The following is a 24,534-nucleotide window of genomic DNA, read 5'->3' on the forward strand; positions in this document are numbered from 1 at the left end:
GAACATCTCACAATTGGGGAGTGGAGCGGGAGCCACCGGGACATGGATCGATCCGACCCATCGTCCCAGTGACCCTGGAGGACCACGTGCGCAAGAGGCTGATCGTCTCTGCTGCCAGCGCCCTGAGCCTGTTCCTGGCCGTCCCCGCCTCGGCGGCCGACTTCCAATCCGGCGCGGCCGGCATCGGAGACCCGTACTACCCGACCTACGGGAACGGCGGGTACCGCGTCTCGCACTACGACATCCGGCTGAAATACCAGCCCGCCACCGACGAGCTGGAGGGCACCACCACCATCCTCGCCACGGCGACCGAGAACCTCTCCCGCTTCAACCTCGACTTCGCGCTGAACGTCCAGGAGGTCCGGGTCAACGGACGTCCGGCGACCTTCGCCACCAGCGGCGAGCAGGAGCTGGAGGTCACGCCCGCCCGGCCGCTCGCCAAGGGCATCCAGGCGACCGTGGTGGTCCGCTACAAGGGCGTCCCGTCCACCGTGAAGAAGTACGGCTTCACCGCCTGGCTGCGCACGCCGGACGGCGCGGTGGCCGCCGGCGAGCCCGAGTCGGCGTGGTGGTGGTTCCCGAGCAACGACCACCCGAGCGACAAGGCCACCTTCGACGTCTCGGTCCAGGTGCCGGACGGCAACCAGGTGATCAGCAACGGCATCCTGACCAGTGCCGTCTCCCAGGCCGGCTGGACCCGCTACAGCTGGCGCGAGAACAAGCCGCAGGCGACCTACCTGGCCACCCTCGCGGTCGGCAAGTTCGACGTCACGACCGACACCACGCCGAGCGGGCTGCCCGTCTACAACGCGTACAGCAAGGACCTCGGCGAGGACACCGACGCGGCCAAGGCCAGCGTCGAGCGCACCGGCGAGATCGTCGACTGGCTGAGCGGCTACTTCGGCGACTACCCGTTCAGCTCGGTCGGCGGCTACGTGCCCAACGTCAAGACCGGCTTCGCCCTGGAGACCCAGACCCGGGTCTTCTACAGCCCCCGGCAGTTCGCGCGCGGCTCCAACACCTCCGTCGTTGTCCACGAGCTGGCCCACCAGTGGTACGGCGACAGCGTCTCGGTCTCGCACTGGAGTGACATCTGGCTGAACGAGGGCTTCGCCCGGTACTCGCAGTTCCTCTGGTCCGAGCACGAGGACGAGGGCACGGCGCAGGAACTCGCCGACTACGTCTACGCCTCGCACCCGGCCGACGACCCCTTCTGGACCGTCAAGCCGGGCGACCCGGGCGCCGCCAACCAGTTCGCGAACGCCGTCTACGACCGGGGCGCGGTGGCCATCCAGGCGCTGCGCAACGCCGTCGGGGACGACAAGTTCTTCCGGATCCTGAAGGGCTGGCCCACCGAGCGCCGCTACGGCAACGCCTCCGTCCCGGAGTTCCAGGCGTACGCGGAGAAGGTCTCCGGGAAGAAGCTCGGGGACCTCTTCGCCACCTGGCTGTTCACCGCCTCGAAGCCGGCCGCCGGGCCGGCGCCGGCCGCAGCGGCGGCCTCGCTCGCGCCGGGTGCCGGCGCGGGACAGGACGCCGGGCGGCTGCCGGCGGAGCCGAAGTCCTGGAAGAAGATCCAGGAGACCAACTCGCTGCACGACGAGGAGCGTTGATTCCTGGGTCCGTTGAGCCCCCGGATGTGACCTGGTGACCTGGTGACCTGGTGACGGGCGTGGTCCGGTCGGCCGCTTGAGGAAGCGGGCGGTCGATCGGGCTACGCCGCTCCGGGGCCGTCCGCCGCCAGCAGCTCGGTGAGGCGGCGGACGGTGAAGGGTATGAGCTCCCGGACCGGGATCAGCCGACAGGGCGCGTTGCCGACCAGCACCTCGCGGATGCCCGCCCGCTCCTCGAACTCCTTTCCCACGGCCGGGAAGTGGGTGTCGTTGTCGTCGCCCACGTCGGGTGCCTCGATCCAGACCCGCTCGCCCTGGATCGCCATCGGGAAGCGCCGGAGCTTGAGGCGGCGGTTGGGCGCGAAGGTCTCTGCGTAGTGCAGGAAGGTGTTGCGGTTGTGCCCGACACCGATCAGCAGCACGTACCCGCCGAGGTCGTGCAGCGCGCCGAAGGGCGACTCGCGGCCGACCGCGAAGCCCAGCGAGCGGCGGGCGGTGACCTCGCGGGCGTGCGCCCCGACCGCGGCGACCGAGGCCTGCGGATGCGTGCTGCGCAGGCTCTCCGGCAGCGCGCGCAGCGCCTCCGGTACGGCGCCCATCAGTGAGGGGAGCCCGGGGTGGAACAGCGGGACGGCGGCGCGCCGTTCGGCGACCTCGGGGCTCGGCAGGCCGGTGTGCTCCGGTGCCGGGTCCCGGACGACGGCGGTGGTGAAGGTGGGCACCGCGACCGTGCCGCCGGGCCCGACCGCCTCGCGCAGGCTGGCCACCACGGACGCGGCACCGCCGTCGACCCGGCCGAGGCTGGAGAGCGAGGAGTGCACGATCATCGCCATGCCCTCGCGGACGCCCACCCGCCGCCAGCCCTCGACGAGATCGGCGGTGCTGAGCGGCGCTTCGAGCGGTGCGTCGAGCGGGGTGGTGCGCGGGCCGGCGCTGTGCGCGGTGGTGCGGTGCGCGGTCATGGTGCCCCCTGGCGGTGCTGTGCAGGTGCTGGTGGGATCGTTCGGGGCCGACCATAGCGCGTGACACTGACAACCGGTCAGGACGGGGTGGCGGTCCGGCAGTCCGTCCTGACCGGTCGTGCGGTGCAAGGTCGGAGGCCGTTCAGGGCCTCGACCCCGTCGCTTCGGCCAGCACCCGGGCCTCCTGCTCGGGCGTGAAGCCGTGGCCGAGGGGCGGTTCGCCGCGCTCGCGGTCCCAGGCGAGCACGTCGGCGGCGGTGACCGCGAGCGGGGTCGCCGGCATCCCGGCCGCCCTGGCCCGGGCGGCGCTGCGCTGCTGTCCGGGCCAGAGCGGCGCGGCCCGGACCAGCGGGAAGAACGGCGGCGGCGCGCTCTCCGGCGGCACCGGGACGACCTCCACCTCGGTGCCCGCGACCTCGGCGCAGGTGGCGATCAGCCCGCCCAGTGTGGTCGGTTCGGCCGGGCCGACGGCGTGGAAGGCACCCGCCCGGCCGTCCTGGAGCAGCCGGACCACCAGCCGGGCCAGGTCGCGCACGTCGACCACCTGGACGGGCTGCTCCGGCCGCCCCGGCAGCGCGATCCGCCCGCCCCGGGCGGCCCGGCGCGCCCAGTAGGTGAGCCCGCGCTGCTCGTCGTGGGGGCCGGCCACCTTTCCGGGGCGCACGATCGTCGCCCCGTCCCCGTAGCGGGCGGTGACGTCGTCCTCGCAGGCGACCTTGAGCCGGCCGTACGTCTCCTCGGTGAGCTGCTCGGCGTCGCGCAGCGGTGCGCGGCGCGGGACGGACTCGTCCGAGCCGGGGGTGAGACCGGCGCGCTCGTACACCGCGTGGCTGGAGATGAACAGGTAGCGGCCGACCCGGTCGCCGAGCGCGTCCATGGCCTGGCCGACCTGGCGGGGGCGGTAGCCGCTGACGTCCACCACCGCGTCCCAGCGGCCGCCGCGCAGGGCGGTGTAGTCGCCGGTGTCGCGGTCGCCGATCAGGTGGGCGGCGGCGGGGAAGAGGCCGGGGTTGGTCCGGCCGCGGGTGAACAGGGCGACCTCGGCGCCACTGCGCAGGGCGTCGTCGGCGATCGCGCGGCCGACGAAGGAGGTGCCGCCGAGGAGGAGGATCCGCATGGGCCCAGCGTAGCGGCGGGGCCGGGGGAACAACGGATGGTGAGGGGGCGCCGGAGGGCACCGCGCATCACGCGGTGCCCTCCGGACAAGGGCCTAGGCTGCTTCGAGAGCGCGGGCCTCGGTGAGGATCAACTCCTCGATCCCGTAAAGGAAGCGCTCCATCGCCGGGCGCGGGAGCACCGCCGGGTCGGCCGTCATGGTCAGGCTCAGTGCGCCCGGGGACTGCAGCGCGTCCAGGGCGTAGGTCAGGCCGGGGCGGGGCTCGAACTCCACCGGCCAGGTCAGGGTGGTCACGTCCTCGCCTGTCCCGGTGTCGGGGGATGCGGTGACCAGCTCGCGGGTGTCGTTGAAGATGCAGGACCGGTCCGCGAGCGGGACGCCCTCGGCGGCGAGCCGCCCGATCTCGGCCTCCAACCGGAGCTTGTCGTAGTAGGCGTGGCGGTAGGCGCCGATCGCGGCGGCGTTGGTGCGTCGGACGACGTCCCCGAACTCGGCGGTGGCGTCCGGGAGGTGGAACAGCCCGTCGCCCGCGACCACGCTCACCGCGTTGGTCAGCTCGGGCAGGAAGCGGTTGCTCACCACGACGTTCAGCACCGCGTCCGTCGAACCCGACAGCCGGGCCGTCATCGCCGCCGTCGCCGCCAGCAGCACCGAGGAGGAGGTCACCCGGTGGGCGGCCGCCACCCGGTCCACCGCGCGGGGCAGCGCGGGCGAGCGCAGGACGGCGTTCGGGAACCCGGTGGCCGGCGTGGCCGGCTCACCGGGCGGGGGGAACAGCCGGGCCGGGGCCAGCCGCAGCTTGCGCAGGAACTGCTTGCGGGCGCCCTCGTCCCGCCGCCGACCGCGCTCCGAGGCCTGGAACTCCGCCTCCTCCAGCGGTTGCTGGGCGGGCTCGCGGATCTTGGCCAGCTCGTCCGGCGAGGTGCCCTGGCAGAGCGCGGTCAGGTCGGCCACCAGGCGGCTCATCCCCGTGCCGTCGACCGCGGTGTGCGAGAGCACCAGGCTCACGTACCGGGCCGACCCGCCCGTCTCCACGACGCCGACCCGGATCGGCCACTGGGCGGCGGTGTCGAACGGCAGCGCCGCCAGCTCCTCGTGCAGCCGCGCGCCCGCCTCGACCGGATCGGCCGGCTCCGCGCAGTGCCGTACCTCCACCTCCAACCGGCCCTCGGGGTCGACTACTTGGCGCAAGCGGCCGGCCTCGCCCGGCACCAGGCGGGTGTGCAGCGAGTCGTGCAGATGGAGCAGTCGCTCCAGGCCGGCGAGCAGGACGGGCAGCGGCAGCCCGGGGTCGAGCGGCGCAGCCGCGGCGATGTTGTAGCGCGGCGCGTCGGCCGGGGCGAGCCGGCTCACGGCGTCCCGGATGGCCTGTTGGCCCCAGGTGGCGGGACCGGACCCGGCCCGGCCGGACGAGAAGGCGATGTGCAGCAGTTGACGAGTGGTCACCGTGTGGCTCTCCGATGTGGCGGTGGATCGTGACGTCGTGCCGGTGCGTTGGGAGCGCGGATGCTGCTGGGGAGAGTGTGGCGCACCGCCTGCCCGCCGTCGAGGCCCGGAGCCCGGGGGCCGGGGCTCGGGCGGGCGCGCGGCCGGGGCTTCCGCATCTATCTCGACGTGAAGTATCTTGATGTCGAGATTGATGCCGATCATGCAACGGGGGCCTGCCATGCGGGGGAACGGACTGATGGCGCAGCTGCGGAAGCCGCCGGGCGGGCGGGACGCGCGGATCATGCTGCTGGCGCAGTGCGTCGACCGGACCGGGAGCGGGGTGTGGGCGGCGGCCTCGGTGCTGTACTTCACCTACGTGTGCGCAATGGACGCCCGACAGCTCGGCGTGCTGCTGGGCGTGGGCGCGGCGGCGGGGATCGCCGGGTCCCCGCTCGCCGGGCGGGCGGCCGAACGGCTGCCGGTGCGGTGGCTGCTGATCGGGTGCCACCTGCTGCGGATCGGGACGATGGGCCTGCTGCTGGTCGTCGACGACTTCGCCACGCTGCTCCCCGCCGTCGCCCTGACCTGCCTGGCCGAACGGGCGGCCAAGACCCTGGAGATGCTGTTCGCCACCCGGATCGCGGGCGAGCGGCGCGGCACGTACCAGGCGCTGTTCCGCAGCGTGGCCAACGCCGGGTACGCGCTCGGCGCGGGCATCGCGGCGATCGGCCTGGCGATGGGCACCACGACCGCCTACCGCGCGCTGATCGTGGCCAACGCGCTCTCCTTCGTCCTCGCTGCCGTCCTGGTCTGGCGCACCCGGGAGCCGGCCGGGCGCGGCCTGGTCGCGGCGGCCTCCGGGGAGGAACCCGCCGCCGCCCCGGCGGCCGTGCCGAGCCCCTGGCGCGACCGGGGCTACCTGCTGTTCGTCGCGCTGGACATGCCGCTGAACCTCGACGACTCGATCCTCAACGTCGGCCTGCCGCTCTGGCTCGTCCACCACACCGGCGCGCCGCACGCCGTCGTCCCGGCCTTCCTGATCCTCAACACGGTGCTCGTGGTGCTCCTGCAACTGCGCGTCTCGGCGCGGGCGGAGGGCCCGCGCGGGGCGGCCGCGGCGGTGGGCTGGTACGGCCTGACGCTGCTCGGCTGCTGCCTGCTGACCGCGCTCGCCACCGGCGGCGGGCCGTGGACGGCCTCGCTCGCGCTGCTCGCCGCGGCGATGCTGGTCACACTGGCGGAGCTGATGCGCTCGGTGAGCTCCTGGGAGCTGGCGGTCGTCCTGGCGCCCCCGGGGGCCCAGGCCTCCTACCTGGGGGTGGCCGGGATGGCCCAGTCGGTGCAGAAGTCGGTGGGCCCGCTGCTGCTCACCGGCGTGGTGATGACGGCCGGTCCGGCCGGCTGGCTGGCCCTCGGCGCGGCGACCGTCGGCCTCGGCGCGCTCCAGCGCCGGGCCAGCCTGCGCCGGCTGGCGGCGCTGGCCGGCCCGGCGGCCGAGCCGTCGCCGCGGGTGGGCGCGGCGGTCGGCTGATCCGGCGCGTCGCGGCCGCCGGGCGCCCGCCGGGCCCGGTGCCGCCGGCGGGCCGGGACGGACGGCGGAGGGGGCGTCAGGGCCTCGTGACCTGCGGGGGGACGGTCGGCCGCACTACCGCGGGGCGGCTCGTCAGATCGGCTGGCGGGCCATTTCCGCCGGTCCGGGCCGGGTGGCGGTGACGACGTGGTAGTCGAGGAGGCCGCTGCGCCAGGCGGGGAGGAAGTTGCGGCTCCAGTGACCGGGAGGGACGGCGTCGGTGAGATAGCGGTCGAGGCCGGGCCAGACGGCGTCGCCGATGGACTCGGTGGTGATGGTGGTGAAGCCGGCCGCGGTGAGGTCGCTGGTGAAGGCGGCGAGGGGATGGGGGACGTCGAGGCCGTCGGCGAAGCTGGCGAGGAGGATGCTCAGGCGCTCGGTGATGTCCGGTCCGGCGGCGGCGAAGAAGGTGGTCACGACGAGTCGGCCGCCCGGGCGTAGGACGCGGGCGGTCTCGCGGGCGAAGCCGGTGAGTTCGCGGAAGTGCTGGGCGGCCTCGACGGAGTAGACGCCGTCCAGGGAGGCGTCGGCGAAGGGGAGTTGGTTGGCCGATCCGAAGGTGTAGGCCAGCCGATCGGGGTAGGTGGCCAGGGCTTTGGCGTTGACGGCGCGGGCGCGCTCGATCTGGTCCGGGTGGATGTCGACCCCGGTCACGCCCCCGAACCGGAACTCGCGCAGGGCGAGCGCCGCGCCGAGCCCGCGCCCGCAGCCGACCTCGGCCAGCCGCAGCCGCTCACGTGGCTCCGCGAACTCCCGCAGGACCCGGCGGTAGAGCTGCTCCTGGCTGTGGACCCGGTCCTCGGTCGTCGGGGCGGTGAGGTCCATGTCCTGCCAGTAGCCGAAGTTGATGAATCCACCGGCGAAGCTCGCGGCCCGGGACAGATCGCCGGCACCGTAGGTCCGGCGTACGGGGGCGGGGATGTGGTCGTGGCTCATGATGGTCGGTCTCCCGGTGTGTGATGTACCCGGTCTCGGCGGTGGAGTGACGACCCCGGACCGGGGGCGCTGAACGCGCAGTGTGACGGTGTGGCGGCGCTGTGACCGGCTCCGCGGTGTTCGGCGCCCGTCGGGCGCGCCGAGGTACGTACCCAAACCGGTGGTGATCCGAACACGGTACGTGATGGACCCCGGTCCGGGGCGGGAAAGGGGCGCGGAGGTGGCCCGGGGGGCTCAGAACACCGCCGCACTACCCTGGGCGGCTACCGGGCGCGCGGACTTCCTGCGGGAGGCGGCCGACGGGGCGCCGGGGCGCAGGGCGTGTCGTGCGGGCCGACCGGCCCGTTACCGGGACGTCTGAACAGGAGAGGGGATTCCTTGGGGAACAGCGGAGGTGCCGCGGCGCATTCCGGCATCGACTTCCAGCAGCGCGTGGCGGCGCTCGCCATGTGCCACATGCTGTGCGACCTCGCCGATCTGAGCCTGCTGGGGCTCGACGGCACGGGCCGGGTCGAGGAGTTGCGGTTCGAGACGGAGGACGAGATCGACGACCTCGTGCTGGTCGGGCCCGGGGTGCGGTACTTCGTCCAGGCCAAGAACACGATCAGCGTGTCGGCCGCGCCGACCTCGGACTTCGGGTCGGTGCTGGGCCAGTTCGTGCGGCAGTACGTGACGGACAGCCGGCCCGGGGACGTCTATCTGCTGGCGACCTCGACCGAGGCGTCCGCCCGGGTGCGCAGGGAACTGCGCAAGTTGACGGAGGCCGCGCGGCTGAGCCGGTCGAGCAGCGCGGAGCTCCCGCTCAACGGGGCCGAGCGGGACGTCCTGGAGAAGACCGAGGGGCTTGTCCGGGCGCACTACCAGACGGCGACCGGGCGCGCGATCACGGCGGTGGAGCTGCGGGAGATCCTGGCCCGGATCAGGGTCAGCTCGCTGGACGTGCGGGAGGGCGGTTCGCTGGAGTCGGCCGCGCTGCTGATGCTCAGCGTCCGGTCGGCGATCGGACCGCGGCTGCTCTGGGGCGGCCTGATCGCGTTGGCGGTGTCGCTGGCACGGGACAGGCTCGCGATCGATGCCGAGGGTCTGCGGGCGCGGATGGGCAAGTACGTCCGGGACCACCCGGAGCCGCCGGGGCCCGGCGCGAGCGGGCTGCTGAACCGGGAGACGGTGGCCGGGCTGGCGTTCGGCCGGGAGGTGGTGCTCGCGGAGGCCTCCTTCGAGGGGTACGAACTCGTCATCGCGGACTTCCGCAGGTTCGACGAGGCCGGGGCGAAGCGCGTCACCTTCGCGGACGGGCACGTCGAGTGGGCGCCGGGGGAGCGGTGGAGGGTCGTCGGACGGTGGGCCACCTGGGCGGGACTGGAAAGGCACCTCGAAAACCGTGCGGAGGAGTACCGGGACCGGCGGGTGCTCATGATCCCCGCCACGTTCACGGACGACCCGAGTGACGCACCGGCGGCCCGCGCGCACGCGGAGCACTGCGCGAACCTCGCCGAACGCGTCGAGGACGCCTTCGGCTGCCGGCACTGCGGCGACGCCGTGTCCGAGGCGGGCGCACCGCTGATCGAGGTCGACGAGGAGGGCCGCCCCGAGGACATCGGCCTGGTGCACGAGGAGTGCCTGCGGCCGACGGACCGGGTGCTCGGCGGGGTGGACGGCGAACTCCTCCGGGAGAATCCGCGGTTGCGCAACTTCGACTACGCGGGCTGGATCGCCGCCCTCCAGGGCGGCCAGTGGATGTTCGGCGGGATCGCGAGGGCGCAGCTGCCGGTCGCCCGCATCGCCTGGAAGTCGGAGTACGACGACTTCTCCCGGGGCGGCTGGTGTGTCCGGATCTCGTTGGAGGACGGCGGCGCGAACTACGTCACCGACCGCGGTCGGGTGGCCCGGCGCTCGGAGCGGAGGGCGGCGGAGGGCGCCGAGCGGATGAACGCGGACTTCGCCGCCGCGCGGAGGTCGGGGGATCCTTGGTGCTACACGCCCGACGGCTCCGGATTCGCCCCCTACTCGAGGCTGCTCCGCCAAGGGGAGGAGCCGATCCCGTGCGTCCGGGCCAAGGCGGTGCGGTACACCCGGGCCATCGGGGAGGCCTACTCGGACTGCCGGCGGTACTACGCGCCACTGGCGTACCTGGTGGACGCGGAGACCGGGGACCCCGTGGTCGTGGACGGGGTGATCACACTGCTCACCGATCCGCTGGAGCTGGACTCCTACGTGCGGAACTGGGCGCGCAGCGGCGTCGAGCTGCCCGAGTTCACGGTGGCCGGGATCCTGAGCGACGAGCAGTTCGACCGCTTCGTCCGGCTGGCGATGACGCGGGGCACGAACCTGGTCGTCAACCCGAAGCTGGCCCTGGACGGCTCCCTGGTGAGCGGGTACCTGTTGGACGTCTTCGAGGACCTGACGCGGGGCGCCGCGCCGGTCCTGTAGCGGGGCCGGGTGCCCGGGGCCGGGGCCTCGGGCACCCGGCGGGGTCACCAGCCGAGCAGGTGGGTGCGGTGGGTGAGGGCGGCGAGGATGGACTCGGCGGCGCCGGCGGGGGTGAGGGAGCTGGTGTCCAGGGTGTGCGGGCCGGGGACGGCGCCCGGGGTGGGCTGGAGGACGACGAGGTGGAGGGCGGCGCCGGTGGTGCGGCTCTCGCGGCGGAAGGTGTCGAGGGTGGGCGGGGCGGCCGGGCACTCGACGATGACCTGGTAGCCGCCGGTCGCGTAGGCGAAGGCGGCCTGCGCGGCTGCGGCGAGGGCGGTGGTGTTCTGCCGCTCGGCCTCGGGGAGGTGCGGCGGGAGCTGGCCGCGCCGGATGACCCGCAGGAAGTCGTGCGCACGCAGGTGGACGCTCGGGTGCAGCTCCTCCGCGAGCCGGCTCGCGACCGGGCTCTGGCCGGCCCCGGCCGGGTCGACGAGGACGAGGACGCCGCCGGCGCCCCGGCCGCCCCCGAGCTCCGGCCCACCTACGGTCGTACGGTTCACAGCTGCTGATCCCTTCGCGGGCCGGGGACGGACGGGTAGCCGGGGCGAGGCGGTCGGAGTGCGGACGGGCCGGCCGGCCCGGATACGGACAGCCGACCGCCTCGTCCCTACGACTGGTGCTTTCGGGGATCAACCTAGTCCACGCCGGTGCCCCGAGTCGTCCCCACTCCTGCACCGGGGCGCTCAGCGGTCCTCGACGCGCAGCACGATCGGGTTGGTGAGGGCCGCCATCGGGCCCCAGGGGAGGTCCGGGCCCATCGCGTTGCCCTTGCCGGGCGACCCGTCCGGCTTCGGGTGGCGGACCTCGGCCCGGACGTAGGCGGCGAGCGAGGCCGTCGTGCGCCAGACCACCGTGCCGGAGCCGTCGGCGGGCAGTGACTCCTGGTGCAGCTGGCCCTCGTCGGTGAGGAGGCGGACCGTCCCGCCGGGCACGCCGGAGACGGCGAGCCGGACGTCCAGCGGGGCGTCCGCCGGGACGGCCAGCTCCTCGCCGATGCCGGCCCGGCGGCCGTGCCCGGTGACGGTGAACTCCAGCTGGACGGAGGCGGATTCGGCGAGCCAGCTGCGCCCGTCGCGCAGCCCGTCGAGGATCGCGTCCCGGGTGAGGTCCTCGGCCAGGACGACGTTGTGCGGGGAGCCGATGACCTGCGGGGCGCTGTGCGCGTCGCTGTTGCCCAGGGCGGGCAGCCAGGAACGGCCCTCGCGCAGGGCGACGGCGAGCCGGCCGTCCCAGGTGTCGACCGCGGACTCGTCGTCGTACGTCCAGGGCCCGTTCCACACCTCGACGCCGTCGGCCTGCTCGTAGCCGAACTTCCACTGGCAGGCGACGTACGGGCAGTACGGGTGCGCGGGCACCACCAGGCCGCCGGAGCGGTGGACCTGACGGACGAAGCGCGGGTACTCCTCGTCGCGGGAGCGGTAGCGCCAGTCGACGAACTGGCCCGCTTCGAGGCCGAGGGCCAGCCAGTGGCCGTTGCGGGTGGTGATCTCCTCGCCCGGGATGATCAGCAGGTCGGGGCCGGCCAGCGGGCCCCAGACCGCGTGCGAGGAACTGGTGTTGTGGTCGGTGGAGACGATGAAGTCGAGGCCGGCCGCGCGGGCTCCGGCGGCCACCTCCTCCGGGAGGCGCCGTCCGTCGGAGTGCACGGTGTGCAGGTGGCAGTCGCCCCGGTACCAGGCGCGGCCGCGGCCGCGGGCCCGCTCGGACGGGTAGTGCGGGGTGAACGCCGGCCCGGGGGCGCCGAACCGGAGGGTGACCTGGACGTGGTAGTCCAGCCCCTGCGGCGCGATCTGGTAGGGGCCGAGGGCGAGGTGCCAGGTGCCCGGGTTGATCGGGCCGGGGAGGTAGCCGGGGGTCGCTGTGTCGCGGGCGAGGCTGAACTCGGTACGGAAACCGCCGGACCAGCCGCGGAACCCGGGGCCGCCGAGGTCGGTGCCGCGTTCGTCGAAGATGCCGATGTCGCAGGAGTTGCCGGGGGTGCCGGCCGGGACCGGGGGCTTGTCGTAGCCGTAGCTGACGGCGATCTCGCGGACACCGGCGGGGACTTCGACGGGGAGGTGGACGAAGTCGGGGGAGCCGGTGGGGAGGTGGCCGGTGAGGGTGAGGGTCCGCTCGGTGCCGGGGGTGCCGGGTGCGCCGGGTGTGTCGGGTGCGGAGGCGGCGGCGGGGGTGGTCGCGGCCAGGCCGAGGGCGGCGGCGGCTCCGGTGGTGAGGCCGGTGCGGAGGAGGTCGCGACGGGCGGGACGTGGGGTGTCGTGGTCGGCGGGCATCGGGTCCTCCGGGGCAGGGCGGGCGGGGTCCGTTCGGCTCCTTACCCGTGGCGGTGAATCAGGGGTGAGCCGGGGCCCACGGGCGGGGGGCGGCTCGGTGAAGGGGGTCGCCGTCGGCCGGGTCGGCGAGTTGCGGGCGGTGACGAATAGTCCGTTCATATTCATAGCGAGCGGATCGGATCATCGCGGAGGAGACGGGTGTGGCACTGAGTCGGCGGGCGCTGCTGGCGGCGGTGGCCGGGAGCACGCTGGCGGGGTGCGGGCCCTCGGCGGGCGGCGGGGCGGCGGCCCCGGCGGCCTCGGTGGCTTCCGCTTCGGTTTCCGAGGCCGCCGAGGCCTCCGAGGCCTCGGCGATATCGGCGGCGACGCCGTCGGAGCCCCCGACGCCCGCCCCGACCACCCCGACCACCCCGACCGCTGCGCCCGGGCGCCCGGAGCCGACCCGGGCCGAGCTGGTCGCCCGGTACGGCGGCGCCGAGCCGAAGCAGTGGGGGATGGAGGTCACCGGGGTGATCACCGAGCTGCCCGCCGGCGAGATCGCGATGGCGCTCACCTTCGACGCCTGTGGCGGCCCCGGCGGGAACGGGTACGACGCCGACCTGATCGACTTCCTGCGGAAACGTTCCGTCCCCGCCACGCTCTTCCTGAACGCCCGCTGGATCGACGCCAACCCGGACGTGTTCGAGCAGCTCGCCGCCGACCCGCTCTTCGAGATCGGCAACCACGGCACCGTCCACCGCCCGCTCTCGGTCACCGGCCGCTCCGCCTACGGCATCGCCGGCACCGGTGGCGTCGGCGAGGTGTACGACGAGGTCGCGGGCAACGCGCACAAGCTCGCCGGGCTGCTCGGCCGCCCGGTGCGCTTCTTCCGCTCCGGCACCGCGCACTACGACGACGTCGCCGCCCGGGTGGTCGCCGACCTGGGGGAACGCGCCGCGGGCTTCACCGTGAACGGCGACGGCGGGGCGACGCTCAGCGCCGTCGAGGTGCGGCAGGAGATCGCGGCGGCCCCGCCCGGGGCGATCGTGATCTGCCACATGAACCACCCGGGCGGCGGTACCGCCCCCGGGGTGGTGGCGGCGGTGCCGGGGCTGCTGGCGGCGGGGCGGCGCTTCGTCCGGCTGTCGGACGTGATGCGGTGAGGCGCGGGCGTGCCGCGCTGCGGCGACGTGCGCGGACCGCGTTGCGGCGTTAGGCCAGTCGGAGGCCTCCCGGGTGCTCCTCCTCGATGATCCGGACCAGCCAGTCGAACACCGTCGGCCCCTTGCCGGCCCTGGCGGCGGCGAGGTCGGCGCGGACGTGCTCGCGGTTGGCGGGGTGGCAGTGGGCCAGCCGCAGTTCCAGCTGGCGGACCGTCTCGGGGTAGCCGAGGTTGCGCCGGGAGACCGCGTGGTCGCGCCACTCGATCAGGTAGTCGCCGTCCTCGGGGGTGCCGTAGCCGCCGCGCAGGCAGTCGGCGAAGGCGTCGAGGTTCCGGCCGAAGTAGCCGTCGCTGCCGATGGTCTCACCGACCACGTCCCAGAAGTCGTCCAGCGTGTGGATCCGGGTGCCAGCTATCACATAGGTCACGGTCACGGGGTCGAGGATATGCCGAGTGCGGTCGTCGGTGCGCCGGACTACCGGGCGACCGCGATGGCGGTGGCGAGCAGGCCGTCACCGACGGCCCAGCGGCCCTCGAAGCCCTCGATGCGGCGGCCGTTGACGTTCGGGCCGGGGACCAGCAGCCGGGCGGTGAAGGAGCCGTCGGGGGAGAGGACCAGGTCGGCCTCGCTGAAGTCCAGGAACTGCTCGGTGAGCGGGAACCACGCCTTGTACACGGATTCCTTGGCGCTGAACAGGATGCGGTCCCACGGGGTGCCGGGGTGTTCGGCGAGCAGTTCGACGATCCGCTTCCCCTCCTCGGGCAGCGCGATGACGTCCAGGACGTCGTCCGGAAGCGGCAGGGCGGGCTCGGCGTCGATGCCGACCGAGGCGAGGTCGCCGGAGTGGGCGACGGCCGCCGCTCGGAAGCCCTCGCAGTGGGTGAGGCTGCCGACGACGCCGTCGGGCCAGCTCGGGGCGCCGCGCAGGCCGGGGACCAGCGGGCGGTAGGGGATGCCGAGGCGGGTGAGGGCGGTGCGGGCGCAGTGGCGGACGGTGGTGAACTCTCGGCGGCGCTTGGCCACCGCCTGGACGACGGCGGCCTCCTCGGCCGGTTCCAGCCGGGCCTCCGGCGGGTCGTCGTAGGACACCTCGGTCACGACGGCGTCCGGCAGCAGGTCCCCGATCACACGCTCCCCCTCGGTCGGTGCGCGGACGGCCGCCGCGCGGATCGAGCCTAACCCGGGTGGGGGTGGTCCCGGCGGGCCTTCCGGGGAAGATCCACCGGGACCACCCGGAGCATCGGGAGCACCGGGACCACTGAGGCCAACTCGCGGTACTGCTCGGCGCCGTCCAGCGACCGCAGCGGCCGGCCGAGGCCAGGCCCCAGCTGCGCGGGTAGCGCACCAGGCTCTGCGGGCCGCCGATGAGCGCGATCTCGCGCTCGACGTCCGGGTTCCAGTCGTCGGGCAGGTTCGGGTGGTGGAGGAAGCGGCTGAAGTAGCTGCGGGTGCCCTCGGGGAAGTGGCCGGCGGCGAGTTGGCGGGCGAAGCGGCTGCGGCGCAGTTCGTCCCAGCCGCCGTCGTGGCGGCCCCGGTGACGGGCAGGGGGAAGAGGCCGGTCAGGCCTTCCAGGACGCCGTAGTACTGGTCGAAGGCCTGCTGCAGCGGTCAGTTGGCGCGGTCGTCGGCGGCGCAGGGGGCGCGGCGGCGGGGGTCGGCCGGCGGGTCGGTGGGCGGGTCGACGGGCCGGTCGGTGTGCGGGGTGGTCTGCGGGGGGCTTTCGAGGGCTTTTGGGGAGGGGGCTAGCGGTGCCGGGCAGGCGTCGCGGCGAGGGCCCGGACGGGCCGGGCGTACAGCTCGCCGAGCACCGGGGCGCCGGCGGCGACGGCTAGCGCGTCGGGGCCCCGCTGCTGGGCGATCAGCAGGTCGGCGTCCCGGTGCAGGTGTGAGCGGAGGGTGAACTCGGCCCGTACGACGTCGAGATAGGCGGGGTCGAGGACGGCGAAGGTCTCGGTGAGCACCAGCAGATCGGGGTTGACCACGTCCGCGAGCAGGGCGAGGGCGCGGCCGATGGTCCGGGCCCGCTCGCGGACCAGCCGGTCCGCCCGGGGGTCGCCCTGCTGGACGGCGGCGATCAGCTGGGCGCGGTCCGGCTTGGCGGTGATCCCCTCGGCGGCAGCCGCTTCGAACAGGGTGGTGTCGGAGGCTGCGACCGAGAGGCAGCCCCGGCGGCCGCAGTGACAGAGTGCGGCGTCGTCCGCGTCTTCGTCCGCTCTCTCGTCCGCTTGTTGGTCCACTTGCTGGTCCGCTTGTCCGTCCGCGAGCCGGTCCGCGATCGGCAGGTGGCCGAGGTCGCCGGTGGCCGAGGGTGGGCCCTGATGGACCGTGCCCGCGACCGCCAGCGCCGCGTCCACCACATGACCGACGAACAGCTGCACCATGCTCCGCCGGGCGGCCGGGTGGCCGAACAGGATCTCCGCCTGGGTGAGCGCCCGGGCGTGGTTGTCCACCTGGACGGGCATGCCGGTGGCGTCCTCCAGCAGCTCCCGCAGCGGCATGTCCAGCCAGCCCAACGGTCCGTGACGGAGCATCAGCCCACGCTCCGGGTCGACGGCGCCGCCGGTGACGGCGCCCAGGCCGACCACCGTCCGGCCGCCGCGCAGGGCGGCGATCAGCCGGGGCAGCCGTTCCAGCAGCGGCTTCAGCACGGCGAATCCGGTCCGGCCCCGGTTGGAGATCTCCTGCCGGTACAGCACCTGCCCGCGCAGGTCGAGCAGTGCGAAGGTGGTGTACGGGACGCCGATGTGCAGTCCGGCCACGGCAAGCCGGTCGGTGTCCACGTCCACCGGCAGCTGCGGGCGGCCCAGCGCCCCGGTGCCGCGCCCGCCCACCAACTCCCGGCGCTCGCGCAGCAGTCCGAGCCGCACCAGGTCCACCACCTGCCGGGAGACCGCCGACGCGCTCAGCCCGGTCAGAGCGGCGACCCTGCTGCGGGCGATCGGCCCGTGGTCGAGCACCGTGCGCAGCACGGCGGAGGCGTTGGCGTCCCGGCGGTCGTCCCCGGTGCGGACGGGCGGCCGGGCGAGGGTGGTGGTCATGGTGGCGGTACCCGGGTCCTCTGGGTCGGTTGACGGCCGGGTCCTCCCCGGCCGGGTCGGTCGTATCGCGTTCCTCCGGTCGGGACGATCGGCGGTAACGCGTGCCCCGGCCGAGTCAGTTGGCCGTTTCGAGCTCCTCGGCGGGCACCAGGCCGGCCACCCGCGGCGGGTCGGCCGGCTCCAGCAGACGGCTCGGAGCGCCGTCCACGCCGAGCGGCAGGTCGCCGTCCAGGGTGATCCGGCGGACCAGGCGCGGCTCGTCGCCGTAGTCGTTGACCGCGTAGTGCTGGGTGGCCCGGTTGTCCCAGATCGCGACGTCGCCGATCTGCCAGTCCCAGCGGACGGTGTTCTCCAGCCGTTCGACGTAGCGCTGGAACAGGTCGATCAGCGCCCGGCTGTCGGCGCCCGACACGCCCTGGATGCGCTGCGCGAACGCGCCCAGGAGCAGCGACTTCTCCCCGGTGACCGGGTGCACCCGGACGACGGGGTGTTCGGTCTTGAAGGCGGTAGAGACGAAGACGTCGCGGAACAGCCGGGCGATCTCGGCGTTGTCCGCCAGCTCCGGGCGCAGGGCCAGCCGGGCGGCGTAGTCGTAGTCGTTGGTGTGGACGGCCCGCAGGCTCTCGGCCAGGGCTTTCAGCGGTGCGGGCAGGTCCTGGTAGGCGGCCGCGGTGTTGGCCCAGACCGTGCTGCCACCGGCCGGGGGCAGCTCCAGCGAGCGCAGGATCGAGGCCTTGGGGTAGGACGGCACGAAGGTGACGTCGGTGTGCCAGTTGTTGGCCCGCACGCCCTTGGTCGCGTCCAGCTCGAAGATGTAGCGGCCGTCCGCGCTGGGGACGGTCGGGTGGCCGACCGGCTGTCCCAACAGGCGGGCGAACGCCTCGTGTCCGGCGTCGTCCAGGTGCTGCTGGCCGCGGAAGAACAGCACCTTGTGCTGGTGGAGGGCGGCCTCGACGGCGGCCACGGTCTCAGCCGGCAGGTCGCCGCCGAGGCGGACGTCGTGCACGATCGCGCCGATCCGGCCGGCGGCGGGGGTGAGGCGGAGTTCGGTCAGGGCGGTGGTCATGACGGTTCCCCTTCACGGGAAGATGGTGACGGTGGGTGACGCATGGCGGCACCGGGCCGCTCCGCGTGCCGGTGGCCGGGCAGGGCTGAGCGGCGAGGCGGGGCTGAGCGGCGAGGCGGGGCAAGGCCGAGCGGCGGGGCAGGGCGTGCGGGAGGGAGGCCGGTCCGGCGGGACGGACGGTCAGAGGGCGAGCGCGCCGCGACAACAGCGGCGCGGGCAGCAGGCGGTGGCCGGGCGCGGGGCGCAACGGACAGCGGTGTGCATCGGCCCTCCTTCCGGCTCGCCGCGAGTGGGCTCGGCGCTCATCGTGCTGAAGGGCGGGGCTCGCTGTCAATCGTCAACTTGGCTTCTGGGAACGGGTGTTGCCGCCGCGTTGCGGTGTGTTGCGGCGGATGTCGCGGGGGTGGCGGGTGTGCTGCGGGCGGGAGTTCGACCTTGTGACGGGCTCGCGGCGGTTACTAACTTGCGGAGCGGAAGTAAGTTCGGAGCGGGCCGAGGGCGCGCCCTCGGGCCCTGGCGAAGGGGAGGTCGGCGCCCGTGCTGGAACTGCTGCACGCCCGCGCGTCGGCGCGGACCACGTGACGGGTGGCGCGACTGTCCGGTGGTGACGGAGCGTACGGACTGGGCGAGTGCTCCGAGGCCGGCCCGGGCGCCGGGCGGGCCAGGGCGGCGGTCGCTCCCGGCTTCGTCCCGGTGGAGCGCAACCGGCGCGTGTGGGCGGATCCGCAGCCGAGCGCCGCGATGCTACGGTCGTCCCCACTGGGGCGGTTCGGCAGTGCGGCCGAGGTCGCGCGGGTGGTCGGCTTCCTGGCGGCCGAGGAATCCTCGGTCGTCAGTGGTGTCCGCCTCGCCGTGGACGGAGGAACGACCGCGATGCTGCCCGAAGCCCCGCTGCGCTGACACCTTGTTCGAGGAGGGCCCCGCTGTGCGTGCCGAACCGGTCGCCGACACACCGTACCTGGAGCTGGGCGAGGGCCCGCTGTGGGACCAGTCCGCGCAGCTGCTGCGCTGGATCGGCATCCCCGACCGGCGGGTGCTCACCCTGGACCCGGCCTCGGGCGCGATCGGCTCGGTCGAACTCGACGCCACCCCCGGCACCTTGATGCCGTACGGCGACGGCGGGCTGATGCTCGCCACCGAGCGCGGCTTCGAACGGTTCGATCCGGCCACTGGCCGCACCACGCTGGTCGCCGCCGTCGAGGCCGACCGCCCGGACCGCCGGATGAACGACGGCAAGACCGACCCGTACGGCCGACCGGTCGCCGGCTCGATGGGGCGGGGGGAGCCGCGCGAGCCCGGATCGCTGTACCGGCTGGAGCGCGACGGCGGTGTCCGGGCGATCCTCGGCGGGCTCGACATCCCCAACGGCCTCGCCTGGCCGGAGCCCGACCGGCTCTGGCACATCGACACCACCACGCGCCGCATCGCCCTCTACCCCTACCCCGAGCACGGCCCCCTCGGTGAGCGGATCCGCACGCTCGACGTCTCCCACCTGCCGGGTCACCCGGACGGCATGACGCTCGACGCCGACGGCAACCTGTGGGTGGCGTTCTGGGACGGCTGGGCGGTGCACTGCCTCTCGCCCGAGGGCGAGGTGCTGGCGTCGGTCGAGCTGCCGGTGCCGCGCGTCACCAGTTGCGCCTTCGGCGGGCCGGACGGGCGGACGCTCTACATCACGTCCGCCCGGTCCGACCAACACGCGCTGTCCGGCGGCCTGTTCAGCGTCCGGGTGTGAGGGGTCCGGGTGCGAGGGGTCCGGGTCTGGCGGCGCCGGGTTCGAGGGGGCGCGACCCTACTGCCCGAGCAGGCGGGCGAAGTCCAGCCCGAGGCTGCCGAGCACCGGCAGCGCGCCGAGGTCGGTGACGGCGCCGACGGGGATGCTGTAGCCCTGGTTCACCGCGCGGGGCGCGGGCGCGCCGTTGGCGGACACGGCGTTGGCGGGTGCGGCGGCGGCCGGGATCAGGGCGGCGCCGAGGAGCAGGGCTGCGAGTGCGGTGCGCATGGGGCGGGGCCTCCGGGGGTGGGCGTGGTGACCTGTCAACACCCTGCGGCGCGGTGCGGTCACGTATCTTCGCCCCTTCGGCCGTATTGGTAAAGATTCCTGCCTTGTGTTCATGTCAACATGGCGGCGGTCTGGACCATACCGCCGTCGGGCGCATACGTTCTCTTCACTCGGACGGGCATCGGGCGATCTCGCTGAACCCCCTTGCGGCTTCGGCGACTTCTACCTGTCATGCCCATGGCTAGAGAACCGGAGGGAACCATGCGCGCCATCAGCAAGAACCTCAGGATCCTCGCGGGCGCCCCGCTCGCGGCCGCCGCCCTCATCGCCCTCACCGCCGGCACCGCCAGCGCGGCGATACCGATCAACACGCCCATGGCCGGCAAGGCCACCTACTACAACGACGCCGGCTACGGCGCCTGCGGCACCCAGATCAACGCCTCCAACCAGATGCTCGTCGCGGTCTCCCACACCTGGTGGACCAGCGCCAACCCCAACAACGACCCCCTGTGTCAAGGAATTTCGGTCAAGGTCAGCTACCAGGGCAAGACCGTCACCGTCCCCGTCCGGGACAAGTGCCCCTCCTGTGACGCCGGCCACCTCGACCTCAGCCAGCCCGCGTTCGCCCAGCTGGCCCCGCTCGGCCAGGGCGTCATCAACGGCCTCACCTGGCAGTTCGTCAAGGCCGGCCTGAACGGCAGGACCGTCGAACTCTCCGAGCCCGTCACCGGCTCCACCATCGGCTGAGACTGCGGATGAGCGGCCGTGCCCGCCCCGTGACACGTGGGCGGGCACGGCCGTCGCCCGGGGTCCGCTTCCGGGCCTGGGTGTTTCAGCGTTTCAGCGCCTCAGCGGCAGAGCGCGGCGTCCACGGCGTCGGCGACGCGCTGCTTGACGTCGGCGGAGGGCAGGGTGGTGACGGCGATGTCGGCGGCGCGACCGTCCTCGGTGACACCACCGCGCGTCACGTAGCCCGGGAGCGTGCCGCCGTGGCCCCAGTACACACCGCCGCAGGACAGCGGGCGGCTGGCGAGGCCCAGCCCGTAGCGGCCGCCGGGGCCCATGTACTCGGCGGGGACGGTGACCTGCATCTGGGCGAGCTGGGCCGGGGCCAGCAGCTCGCCGCCGAGCAGGGCGCGGAAGAAGCGGTTGAGGTCGCTGTTCGTGGACACCAGGGCGCGGCCGTCCAGGCCCAGGACATGTCCTGCTCGGTGACGTCCAGCGGTTGGTCGCCGGGCTCCTCGGTGAAGTAGCCGTGCGGGTGGCGCTCGTGCACCGTCATGTCGCCCTGGGCGGGGAAGTACGTGTGGCGCAGGCCGATGCGGTCGATGACCCGCCGGGTGATCTCCTCGCCGGCGGGCCGCCCGGTGACCTTCTGGATGATCAGACCGGCGATCAGGTAGCCCGTGTTGCAGTACTTCCAGCCCTTGCCGGGCTCGAAGTCGGGCTTCTGGGCGAGCGCGAGGTCGAGCAGGTCGCGGGGCTCGTGGTACTGGGAGAGGCTCTGGTCGGGCAGGAAGTGGGTGTAGTCGGGCAGGCCGCTGGTGTGCTGGAGGATCTGGCGGACGGTGATCTTCCGCCCGTCGATGCGGCTGCCGTCGGCGCCGGTGCCGCGGACGAGGCCCGGCAGGTAGGTGTCGAGGGAGGCCTCCAGATCGACCTTGCCCTCGGCGACGAGTTGCAGGACGACGACGGCCGTGAAGGACTTGGTGTTGCTGCCCGCCCGGACCTGCCCGTCCACGGGCACCGCCGCGCCAGTGGCGAGATCGCCCACCCCGGCCGTGTAGGTGCGGGTGCGCCCGTTCCGGTCCCGCACGGTGGCCAGCGCGCCGGGCACACCGTCTTGCCGGACCAGCGCGTCGAGCCGCTGTTGGACGAGGTCGGCTCGGGGGCCTGCCGCCTGGGCTGCCGGCGCGGCGGTCACGCCGAACAGCAGGGCGCCCGCGGCGACGGCCGCCGCGCTGAGCCGGAGTGGTCGATTCCTGTACGGGGTGGACGGGTTCACGGAGCGTCTCCTCTCGTCGGGCCGGCGCGCCCGGGACCACCAGGGCACCACGCGGCACCGGCGGCGGTCGTCCGCGCGCAGGAGGAGGGCAGGTCGGAGCCGTGGTCCTGACGGTCTACGACCTGCGGGGTATGAACGGCGATCCGGCCGGCGCTGTGTGATGGCGTCCGCCCCTGCGCGCCGCAGGGGCGGACACCCGGGGCTTACCTAAACCAGTCGCTCGATCGCCTCGAAGATGTCGGCGTCGGTCTCCTGCTGCCACTTGGGCAGGTCGTTCCAATCCGCGACGTAGCCGGGCTTGGGGCTCTCGATGTGCTTGTGGATCTGGGCGATCCAGCAGAGCGAGACGAAGCGCCCCTTCTGCTCGCGGGAGAGCTTGACGGTCGTCCCGCCGCTCACGGCCACGAAGTCCCGAACCTGCCCGAACACGGCTGCGGCGCAGGGTCGTTCCCAGTCGGGGGTCTCCTCCCAGGAGGCGATGCAGCCGGGCTTCGGCTCTCCGGGGAAGTGCCGCTTCACTCCGGCGATCCACGCCTCCCGGAAGATCCTGCCGTCCTCGGTCATGAGCTGTTCCTTTCCTCATGCGGCGCGCTGGAGCGCCGTAATGTGGTCGTGCAACTCCGCGATCCGGTTGTCGTTGCCGGTACTGATGGCTGCGGGGGAGGACGAGGAGTGCCACCGGCGGCTGGCGTTGGTGCACAAGCTGACGAAGGGGCGTCGGGGAGCCGTGGTCGAGCCGTGCGGGAAGGTCGTGCATGCGGACCTGGTAGTGGGGCGGCCGTGAGGGGTGAGAGTGGGATCGCCGACCCGGTGCGGGTGTGGCTAGCGTGTGGGGTCTCCGTGGCCGGGGTGATGATGCTGATCGCGCTCTGGGGGACGGTGATGTGCCAGTGACAGGAACAGCGGGGAGACGAAATTGATGCTCTACGTCGTGGTGTGTGCGGCCGGAGTCGCGGGTGGGGTGGGGGAGTTGGTATCCGCCGCGCAGGGGCGGGGGTGGGAGGTGGGCGTGGTGGCGACTCCGCAGGCGATGGGGTTCATCGACGAGGAGGAGCTGGTGGCGCGGACGGGGTATCCGATCCGTTCGGCCTGGCGGAAGCCGGGGGATCCGCGGCCGTTGCCGGATCCGGATGCGGTCGTGGTCGCCCCGGCGACGTTCAACACGATCAACAAGTGGGCGGCGGGGATCTCGGACACCCTGGCGCTCGGCATCCTCTGCGAGTCGTACGGGTGGGGCGTCCCGGTGGCGGTGCAGCCCTGTCTGAGCGCGGCGCAGGCGGCGCATCCGGCGTACGGGGAGAGCCTGGCCAGGCTGCGGAGCATGGGTGTGCGGATCGCGGAGTTCACACCGGGGGCGTACAGCTGGACGCGGGTGCTGGAGCTGCTGGCGGTCTGACAGGGTGGCTGGCCGGGCGGGGGGATCTTGGCAGTGTGGGGGTGTTCCGGCGTGACCGGTGCGGCGTAGCGTCCGGGCAGGTCGGCGACGGGTGTGGGAGGTTCTGGTGGCGGTCAACGGCGAGGTGTCGTTCTGGTACGCGGCGAGCGGGTTGCCGGAGCCGGGGCCGGCGTTGCCCGGGAGCGCGGATGTGGACGTGTGCATCGTCGGCGGCGGGTACACCGGGCTGTGGACGGCGTACTACCTGAAGAAGGCGGAGCCGTCGCTGCGGATCGCGGTGCTGGAACGCCGGTTCTGCGGCTACGGCGCCTCGGGCCGCAACGGCGGGTGGCTGTACAACGGTTTCGCGGGCCGGGGCGCGTTCGCGAAGCGGTACAGCCCGGGTGCGGCGGCGGCGATGCAGCGGGCGATGGACGAGGCGGTCGGGGAGGTCGTGGACGTCGCCGCCGCCGAGCGGATCGACGCGCACATCGTGCGTGGCGGGGTGCTCGAAGTGGCCAGGAACAGAGCCCAGTTGGAGAGGCTCAAGGCTTTCGCCGCCGCCGAGCGGGCGTACGGCGAGGGCCGCGTCGAGCTGCTGGGCGCCAAGGAGGCCGCCGACCGGATCGCCGTCGCGGGCGCCCTCGGCGGCACCTGGACGCCGTACGGTGCGCGGATCCAACCGGCCGAGCTGGTACGCGGGTTGGCGCGGGTGGTGCGGGACCTCGGGGTGGCGGTGCACGAGGGGACGGCGGTGACGGCGATCCTGCCGGGCACCGCGTTCGCCCGGCCGCGCGCGGTGACGCCGCAGGGCACGGTGACCGCCGAGTACGTGCTGCGCGCCACCGAGGGGTTCACGGCCGGCCTGCGCGGCGAGCGGCGGACCTGGCTGCCGATGAACTCGGCGATGATCGCCACCGAGCCGCTGCCGCCCGCCTTCTGGGCGGACGCGGGCTGGCAGGGCCGCGAGGTGCTGGGCGACTTCGCGCACGCCTACATGTACGCGCAGCGCACCGTGGACGACCGGATCGCGCTGGGCGGCCGGGGCGTGCCGTACCGGTTCGGCTCGCGGACGGATGCGGACGGCGGCACCCAGGTGGAGACCGTGCGCCAGCTCCGGCAGATCCTGAACCGCTTCTTCCCGGCGGCCGCGAGCGCCCGGATCGACCACGCCTGGGCGGGCGTGCTCGGCGTCCCCCGGGACTGGTGCGCCACCGTGGAGCTGGACCGTGCGAGTGGCCTCGGCTGGGCGGGCGGGTACGTCGGCAGCGGGGTGACCACGACGAACCTGGCGGGCCGGACCCTGCGCGACCTGGTCCTCGGGCGGGACACCGGGCTGACCGGGCTGCCCTGGGTGGGCCACACCGTGCGCCGCTGGGAGCCCGAGCCGCTGCGCTGGATCGGGGTGCACGCGATGTACGCGGCCTACCACGCGGCGGACCGCCAGGAGGCGGGCGGACGGGCCACCACCTCGCCGATCGCCCGCGTCGCGGACGTCGTCTCCGGGAGGTAGCGAACGCGGCTGCGCGGGTCCGGGCGTG

At 73.8% G+C, this 24,534-nt stretch carries 22 protein-coding genes and 1 pseudogene; 9 read left to right on the plus strand and 14 right to left on the minus strand.

What is annotated here, in order from left to right:
- The first annotated feature begins 86 nt into the window (after positions 1-86).
- Entirely contained in the window at positions 87-1,613 is a 1,527-nt protein-coding gene (locus tag ACIOGZ_RS22780; RefSeq protein WP_400986973.1) for a M1 family metallopeptidase, read from the plus strand.
- Positions 1,614-1,714: 101 nt separating this feature from the next.
- Here the strand turns inward: ACIOGZ_RS22780 and ACIOGZ_RS22785 are convergent, their stop codons facing one another.
- The 3 genes from ACIOGZ_RS22785 to ACIOGZ_RS22795 all read right to left on the minus strand — a co-directional run bounded on the left by ACIOGZ_RS22785 (position 1,715) and on the right by ACIOGZ_RS22795 (position 5,138).
- On the minus strand, positions 1,715-2,575 hold the full coding sequence (locus ACIOGZ_RS22785; RefSeq protein WP_400986975.1) for an aminoglycoside N(3)-acetyltransferase: 861 nt from the start codon (positions 2,573-2,575) through the stop codon (positions 1,715-1,717).
- Positions 2,576-2,717: 142 nt separating this feature from the next.
- Entirely contained in the window at positions 2,718-3,692 is a 975-nt protein-coding gene (locus tag ACIOGZ_RS22790) for an NAD-dependent epimerase/dehydratase family protein (RefSeq protein WP_363581760.1), read from the minus strand.
- Between the two features lie 93 nt (positions 3,693-3,785).
- Positions 3,786-5,138 carry a condensation domain-containing protein gene (locus ACIOGZ_RS22795; protein WP_400986977.1) on the minus strand — a complete coding sequence of 451 codons (1,353 nt, stop codon included), beginning with the start codon at positions 5,136-5,138 and terminating at the stop codon, positions 3,786-3,788.
- A gap of 238 nt (positions 5,139-5,376) precedes the next feature.
- Between ACIOGZ_RS22795 and ACIOGZ_RS22800 the strand changes: the two genes are divergently transcribed.
- Positions 5,377-6,651 (plus strand): MFS transporter, encoded by a 1,275-nt coding sequence (locus ACIOGZ_RS22800; protein WP_363581764.1) that lies wholly within the window; start codon positions 5,377-5,379, stop codon positions 6,649-6,651.
- 132 nt (positions 6,652-6,783) lie between these two features.
- Here the strand turns inward: ACIOGZ_RS22800 and ACIOGZ_RS22805 are convergent, their stop codons facing one another.
- Entirely contained in the window at positions 6,784-7,626 is an 843-nt protein-coding gene (locus tag ACIOGZ_RS22805; protein ID WP_363581766.1) for a methyltransferase domain-containing protein, read from the minus strand.
- Between the two features lie 378 nt (positions 7,627-8,004).
- Between ACIOGZ_RS22805 and ACIOGZ_RS22810 the strand changes: the two genes are divergently transcribed.
- Complete coding sequence (locus ACIOGZ_RS22810; RefSeq protein ID WP_363628263.1) at positions 8,005-10,056, plus strand: hypothetical protein; 2,052 nt, start codon at positions 8,005-8,007, stop codon at positions 10,054-10,056.
- A 44-nt stretch (positions 10,057-10,100) separates the two neighbouring features.
- Here the strand turns inward: ACIOGZ_RS22810 and ACIOGZ_RS22815 are convergent, their stop codons facing one another.
- Positions 10,101-10,595: a hypothetical protein gene (locus tag ACIOGZ_RS22815; RefSeq protein ID WP_400986979.1), complete on the minus strand. Its 495-nt coding sequence runs from the start codon at positions 10,593-10,595 to the stop codon at positions 10,101-10,103.
- A gap of 183 nt (positions 10,596-10,778) precedes the next feature.
- Entirely contained in the window at positions 10,779-12,365 is a 1,587-nt protein-coding gene (locus tag ACIOGZ_RS22820) for a CehA/McbA family metallohydrolase (protein WP_400986981.1), read from the minus strand.
- Positions 12,366-12,565: 200 nt separating this feature from the next.
- Between ACIOGZ_RS22820 and ACIOGZ_RS22825 the strand changes: the two genes are divergently transcribed.
- Entirely contained in the window at positions 12,566-13,507 is a 942-nt protein-coding gene (locus tag ACIOGZ_RS22825) for a polysaccharide deacetylase family protein (protein ID WP_400986983.1), read from the plus strand.
- 49 nt (positions 13,508-13,556) lie between these two features.
- On the opposite strand, the gene ACIOGZ_RS22830 is transcribed toward ACIOGZ_RS22825, so the two are convergent.
- From ACIOGZ_RS22830 to ACIOGZ_RS22845, 4 genes are all read right to left on the minus strand, one after another.
- A complete protein-coding gene (locus tag ACIOGZ_RS22830; RefSeq protein WP_063346419.1) occupies positions 13,557-13,940 on the minus strand; it encodes a barstar family protein in 384 nt (127 codons plus the stop codon).
- Between the two features lie 41 nt (positions 13,941-13,981).
- On the minus strand, positions 13,982-14,635 hold the full coding sequence (locus ACIOGZ_RS22835; protein ID WP_363581774.1) for a 4'-phosphopantetheinyl transferase superfamily protein: 654 nt from the start codon (positions 14,633-14,635) through the stop codon (positions 13,982-13,984).
- Positions 14,636-15,249: 614 nt separating this feature from the next.
- A complete protein-coding gene (locus ACIOGZ_RS22840) occupies positions 15,250-16,545 on the minus strand; it encodes an ROK family protein (RefSeq protein WP_400986985.1) in 1,296 nt (431 codons plus the stop codon).
- Between the two features lie 115 nt (positions 16,546-16,660).
- Entirely contained in the window at positions 16,661-17,611 is a 951-nt protein-coding gene (locus ACIOGZ_RS22845; RefSeq protein WP_400986987.1) for a TauD/TfdA dioxygenase family protein, read from the minus strand.
- Between the two features lie 585 nt (positions 17,612-18,196).
- On the opposite strand from ACIOGZ_RS22845, the gene ACIOGZ_RS22850 reads away from it, so the two are divergent.
- Together ACIOGZ_RS22850 and ACIOGZ_RS22855 are read left to right on the plus strand one after the other, a co-directional pair.
- Positions 18,197-18,511 carry an SDR family oxidoreductase gene (locus ACIOGZ_RS22850; protein ID WP_363628359.1) on the plus strand — a complete coding sequence of 105 codons (315 nt, stop codon included), beginning with the start codon at positions 18,197-18,199 and terminating at the stop codon, positions 18,509-18,511.
- A gap of 25 nt (positions 18,512-18,536) precedes the next feature.
- Entirely contained in the window at positions 18,537-19,346 is an 810-nt protein-coding gene (locus ACIOGZ_RS22855; protein ID WP_363581782.1) for an SMP-30/gluconolactonase/LRE family protein, read from the plus strand.
- 57 nt (positions 19,347-19,403) lie between these two features.
- Here the strand turns inward: ACIOGZ_RS22855 and ACIOGZ_RS22860 are convergent, their stop codons facing one another.
- On the minus strand, positions 19,404-19,613 hold the full coding sequence (locus ACIOGZ_RS22860) for a hypothetical protein (RefSeq protein ID WP_363581784.1): 210 nt from the start codon (positions 19,611-19,613) through the stop codon (positions 19,404-19,406).
- A gap of 261 nt (positions 19,614-19,874) precedes the next feature.
- Between ACIOGZ_RS22860 and ACIOGZ_RS22865 the strand changes: the two genes are divergently transcribed.
- Complete coding sequence (locus tag ACIOGZ_RS22865; protein WP_363581786.1) at positions 19,875-20,360, plus strand: cysteine/serine endopeptidase inhibitor; 486 nt, start codon at positions 19,875-19,877, stop codon at positions 20,358-20,360.
- 101 nt (positions 20,361-20,461) lie between these two features.
- On the opposite strand, the gene ACIOGZ_RS22870 is transcribed toward ACIOGZ_RS22865, so the two are convergent.
- From ACIOGZ_RS22870 to ACIOGZ_RS22880, 3 genes and pseudogenes are all read right to left on the minus strand, one after another.
- The gene (locus tag ACIOGZ_RS22870) at positions 20,462-21,037 is read right to left on the minus strand and encodes a serine hydrolase (protein ID WP_400987066.1); all 576 of its coding nucleotides are present in this window, start codon (positions 21,035-21,037) and stop codon (positions 20,462-20,464) included.
- Positions 20,953-21,669 (minus strand): annotated as a pseudogene (locus tag ACIOGZ_RS22875) (serine hydrolase domain-containing protein); the annotation flags it as partial. The gene ACIOGZ_RS22870 and the pseudogene ACIOGZ_RS22875, both read right to left, overlap by 85 nt.
- Before the next feature lie 156 nt (positions 21,670-21,825).
- Positions 21,826-22,182 (minus strand): hypothetical protein, encoded by a 357-nt coding sequence (locus tag ACIOGZ_RS22880; protein ID WP_363581790.1) that lies wholly within the window; start codon positions 22,180-22,182, stop codon positions 21,826-21,828.
- A gap of 355 nt (positions 22,183-22,537) precedes the next feature.
- On the opposite strand from ACIOGZ_RS22880, the gene ACIOGZ_RS22885 reads away from it, so the two are divergent.
- Positions 22,538-23,014, plus strand: a complete 477-nt coding sequence (locus ACIOGZ_RS22885; RefSeq protein ID WP_400986989.1) for a flavoprotein — start codon at positions 22,538-22,540, stop codon at positions 23,012-23,014.
- A 103-nt stretch (positions 23,015-23,117) separates the two neighbouring features.
- Positions 23,118-24,506, plus strand: coding sequence for an NAD(P)/FAD-dependent oxidoreductase (locus ACIOGZ_RS22890; RefSeq protein WP_400987068.1), 1,389 nt, complete (start codon positions 23,118-23,120; stop codon positions 24,504-24,506).
- The last annotated feature ends 28 nt before the right edge of the window (positions 24,507-24,534 follow it).

The sequence above is a fragment of the Kitasatospora sp. NPDC088160 genome (assembly GCF_044741445.1).
Taxonomy (GTDB): Bacteria; Actinomycetota; Actinomycetes; order Streptomycetales; family Streptomycetaceae; genus Kitasatospora.

Bases quoted from the DNA above. Each gene is read 5' to 3' on its own strand.
- ACIOGZ_RS22785 (WP_400986975.1), bottom strand. From the start codon at position 2,575: ATGACCGCGCACCGCACCACCGCGCACAGCGCCGGCCCGCGCACCACC.
- ACIOGZ_RS22790 (WP_363581760.1), bottom strand. From the start codon at position 3,692: ATGCGGATCCTCCTCCTCGGCGGCACCTCCTTCGTCGGCCGCGCGATC.
- ACIOGZ_RS22800 (WP_363581764.1), top strand. From the start codon at position 5,377: ATGGCGCAGCTGCGGAAGCCGCCGGGCGGGCGGGACGCGCGGATCATG.
- ACIOGZ_RS22805 (WP_363581766.1), bottom strand. From the start codon at position 7,626: ATGAGCCACGACCACATCCCCGCCCCCGTACGCCGGACCTACGGTGCC.
- ACIOGZ_RS22820 (WP_400986981.1), bottom strand. From the start codon at position 12,365: ATGCCCGCCGACCACGACACCCCACGTCCCGCCCGTCGCGACCTCCTC.
- ACIOGZ_RS22840 (WP_400986985.1), bottom strand. From the start codon at position 16,545: ATGACCACCACCCTCGCCCGGCCGCCCGTCCGCACCGGGGACGACCGC.
- ACIOGZ_RS22845 (WP_400986987.1), bottom strand. From the start codon at position 17,611: ATGACCACCGCCCTGACCGAACTCCGCCTCACCCCCGCCGCCGGCCGG.
- ACIOGZ_RS22860 (WP_363581784.1), bottom strand. From the start codon at position 19,613: ATGCGCACCGCACTCGCAGCCCTGCTCCTCGGCGCCGCCCTGATCCCG.
- ACIOGZ_RS22865 (WP_363581786.1), top strand. From the start codon at position 19,875: ATGCGCGCCATCAGCAAGAACCTCAGGATCCTCGCGGGCGCCCCGCTC.
- ACIOGZ_RS22880 (WP_363581790.1), bottom strand. From the start codon at position 22,182: ATGACCGAGGACGGCAGGATCTTCCGGGAGGCGTGGATCGCCGGAGTG.
- ACIOGZ_RS22885 (WP_400986989.1), top strand. From the start codon at position 22,538: ATGCTCTACGTCGTGGTGTGTGCGGCCGGAGTCGCGGGTGGGGTGGGG.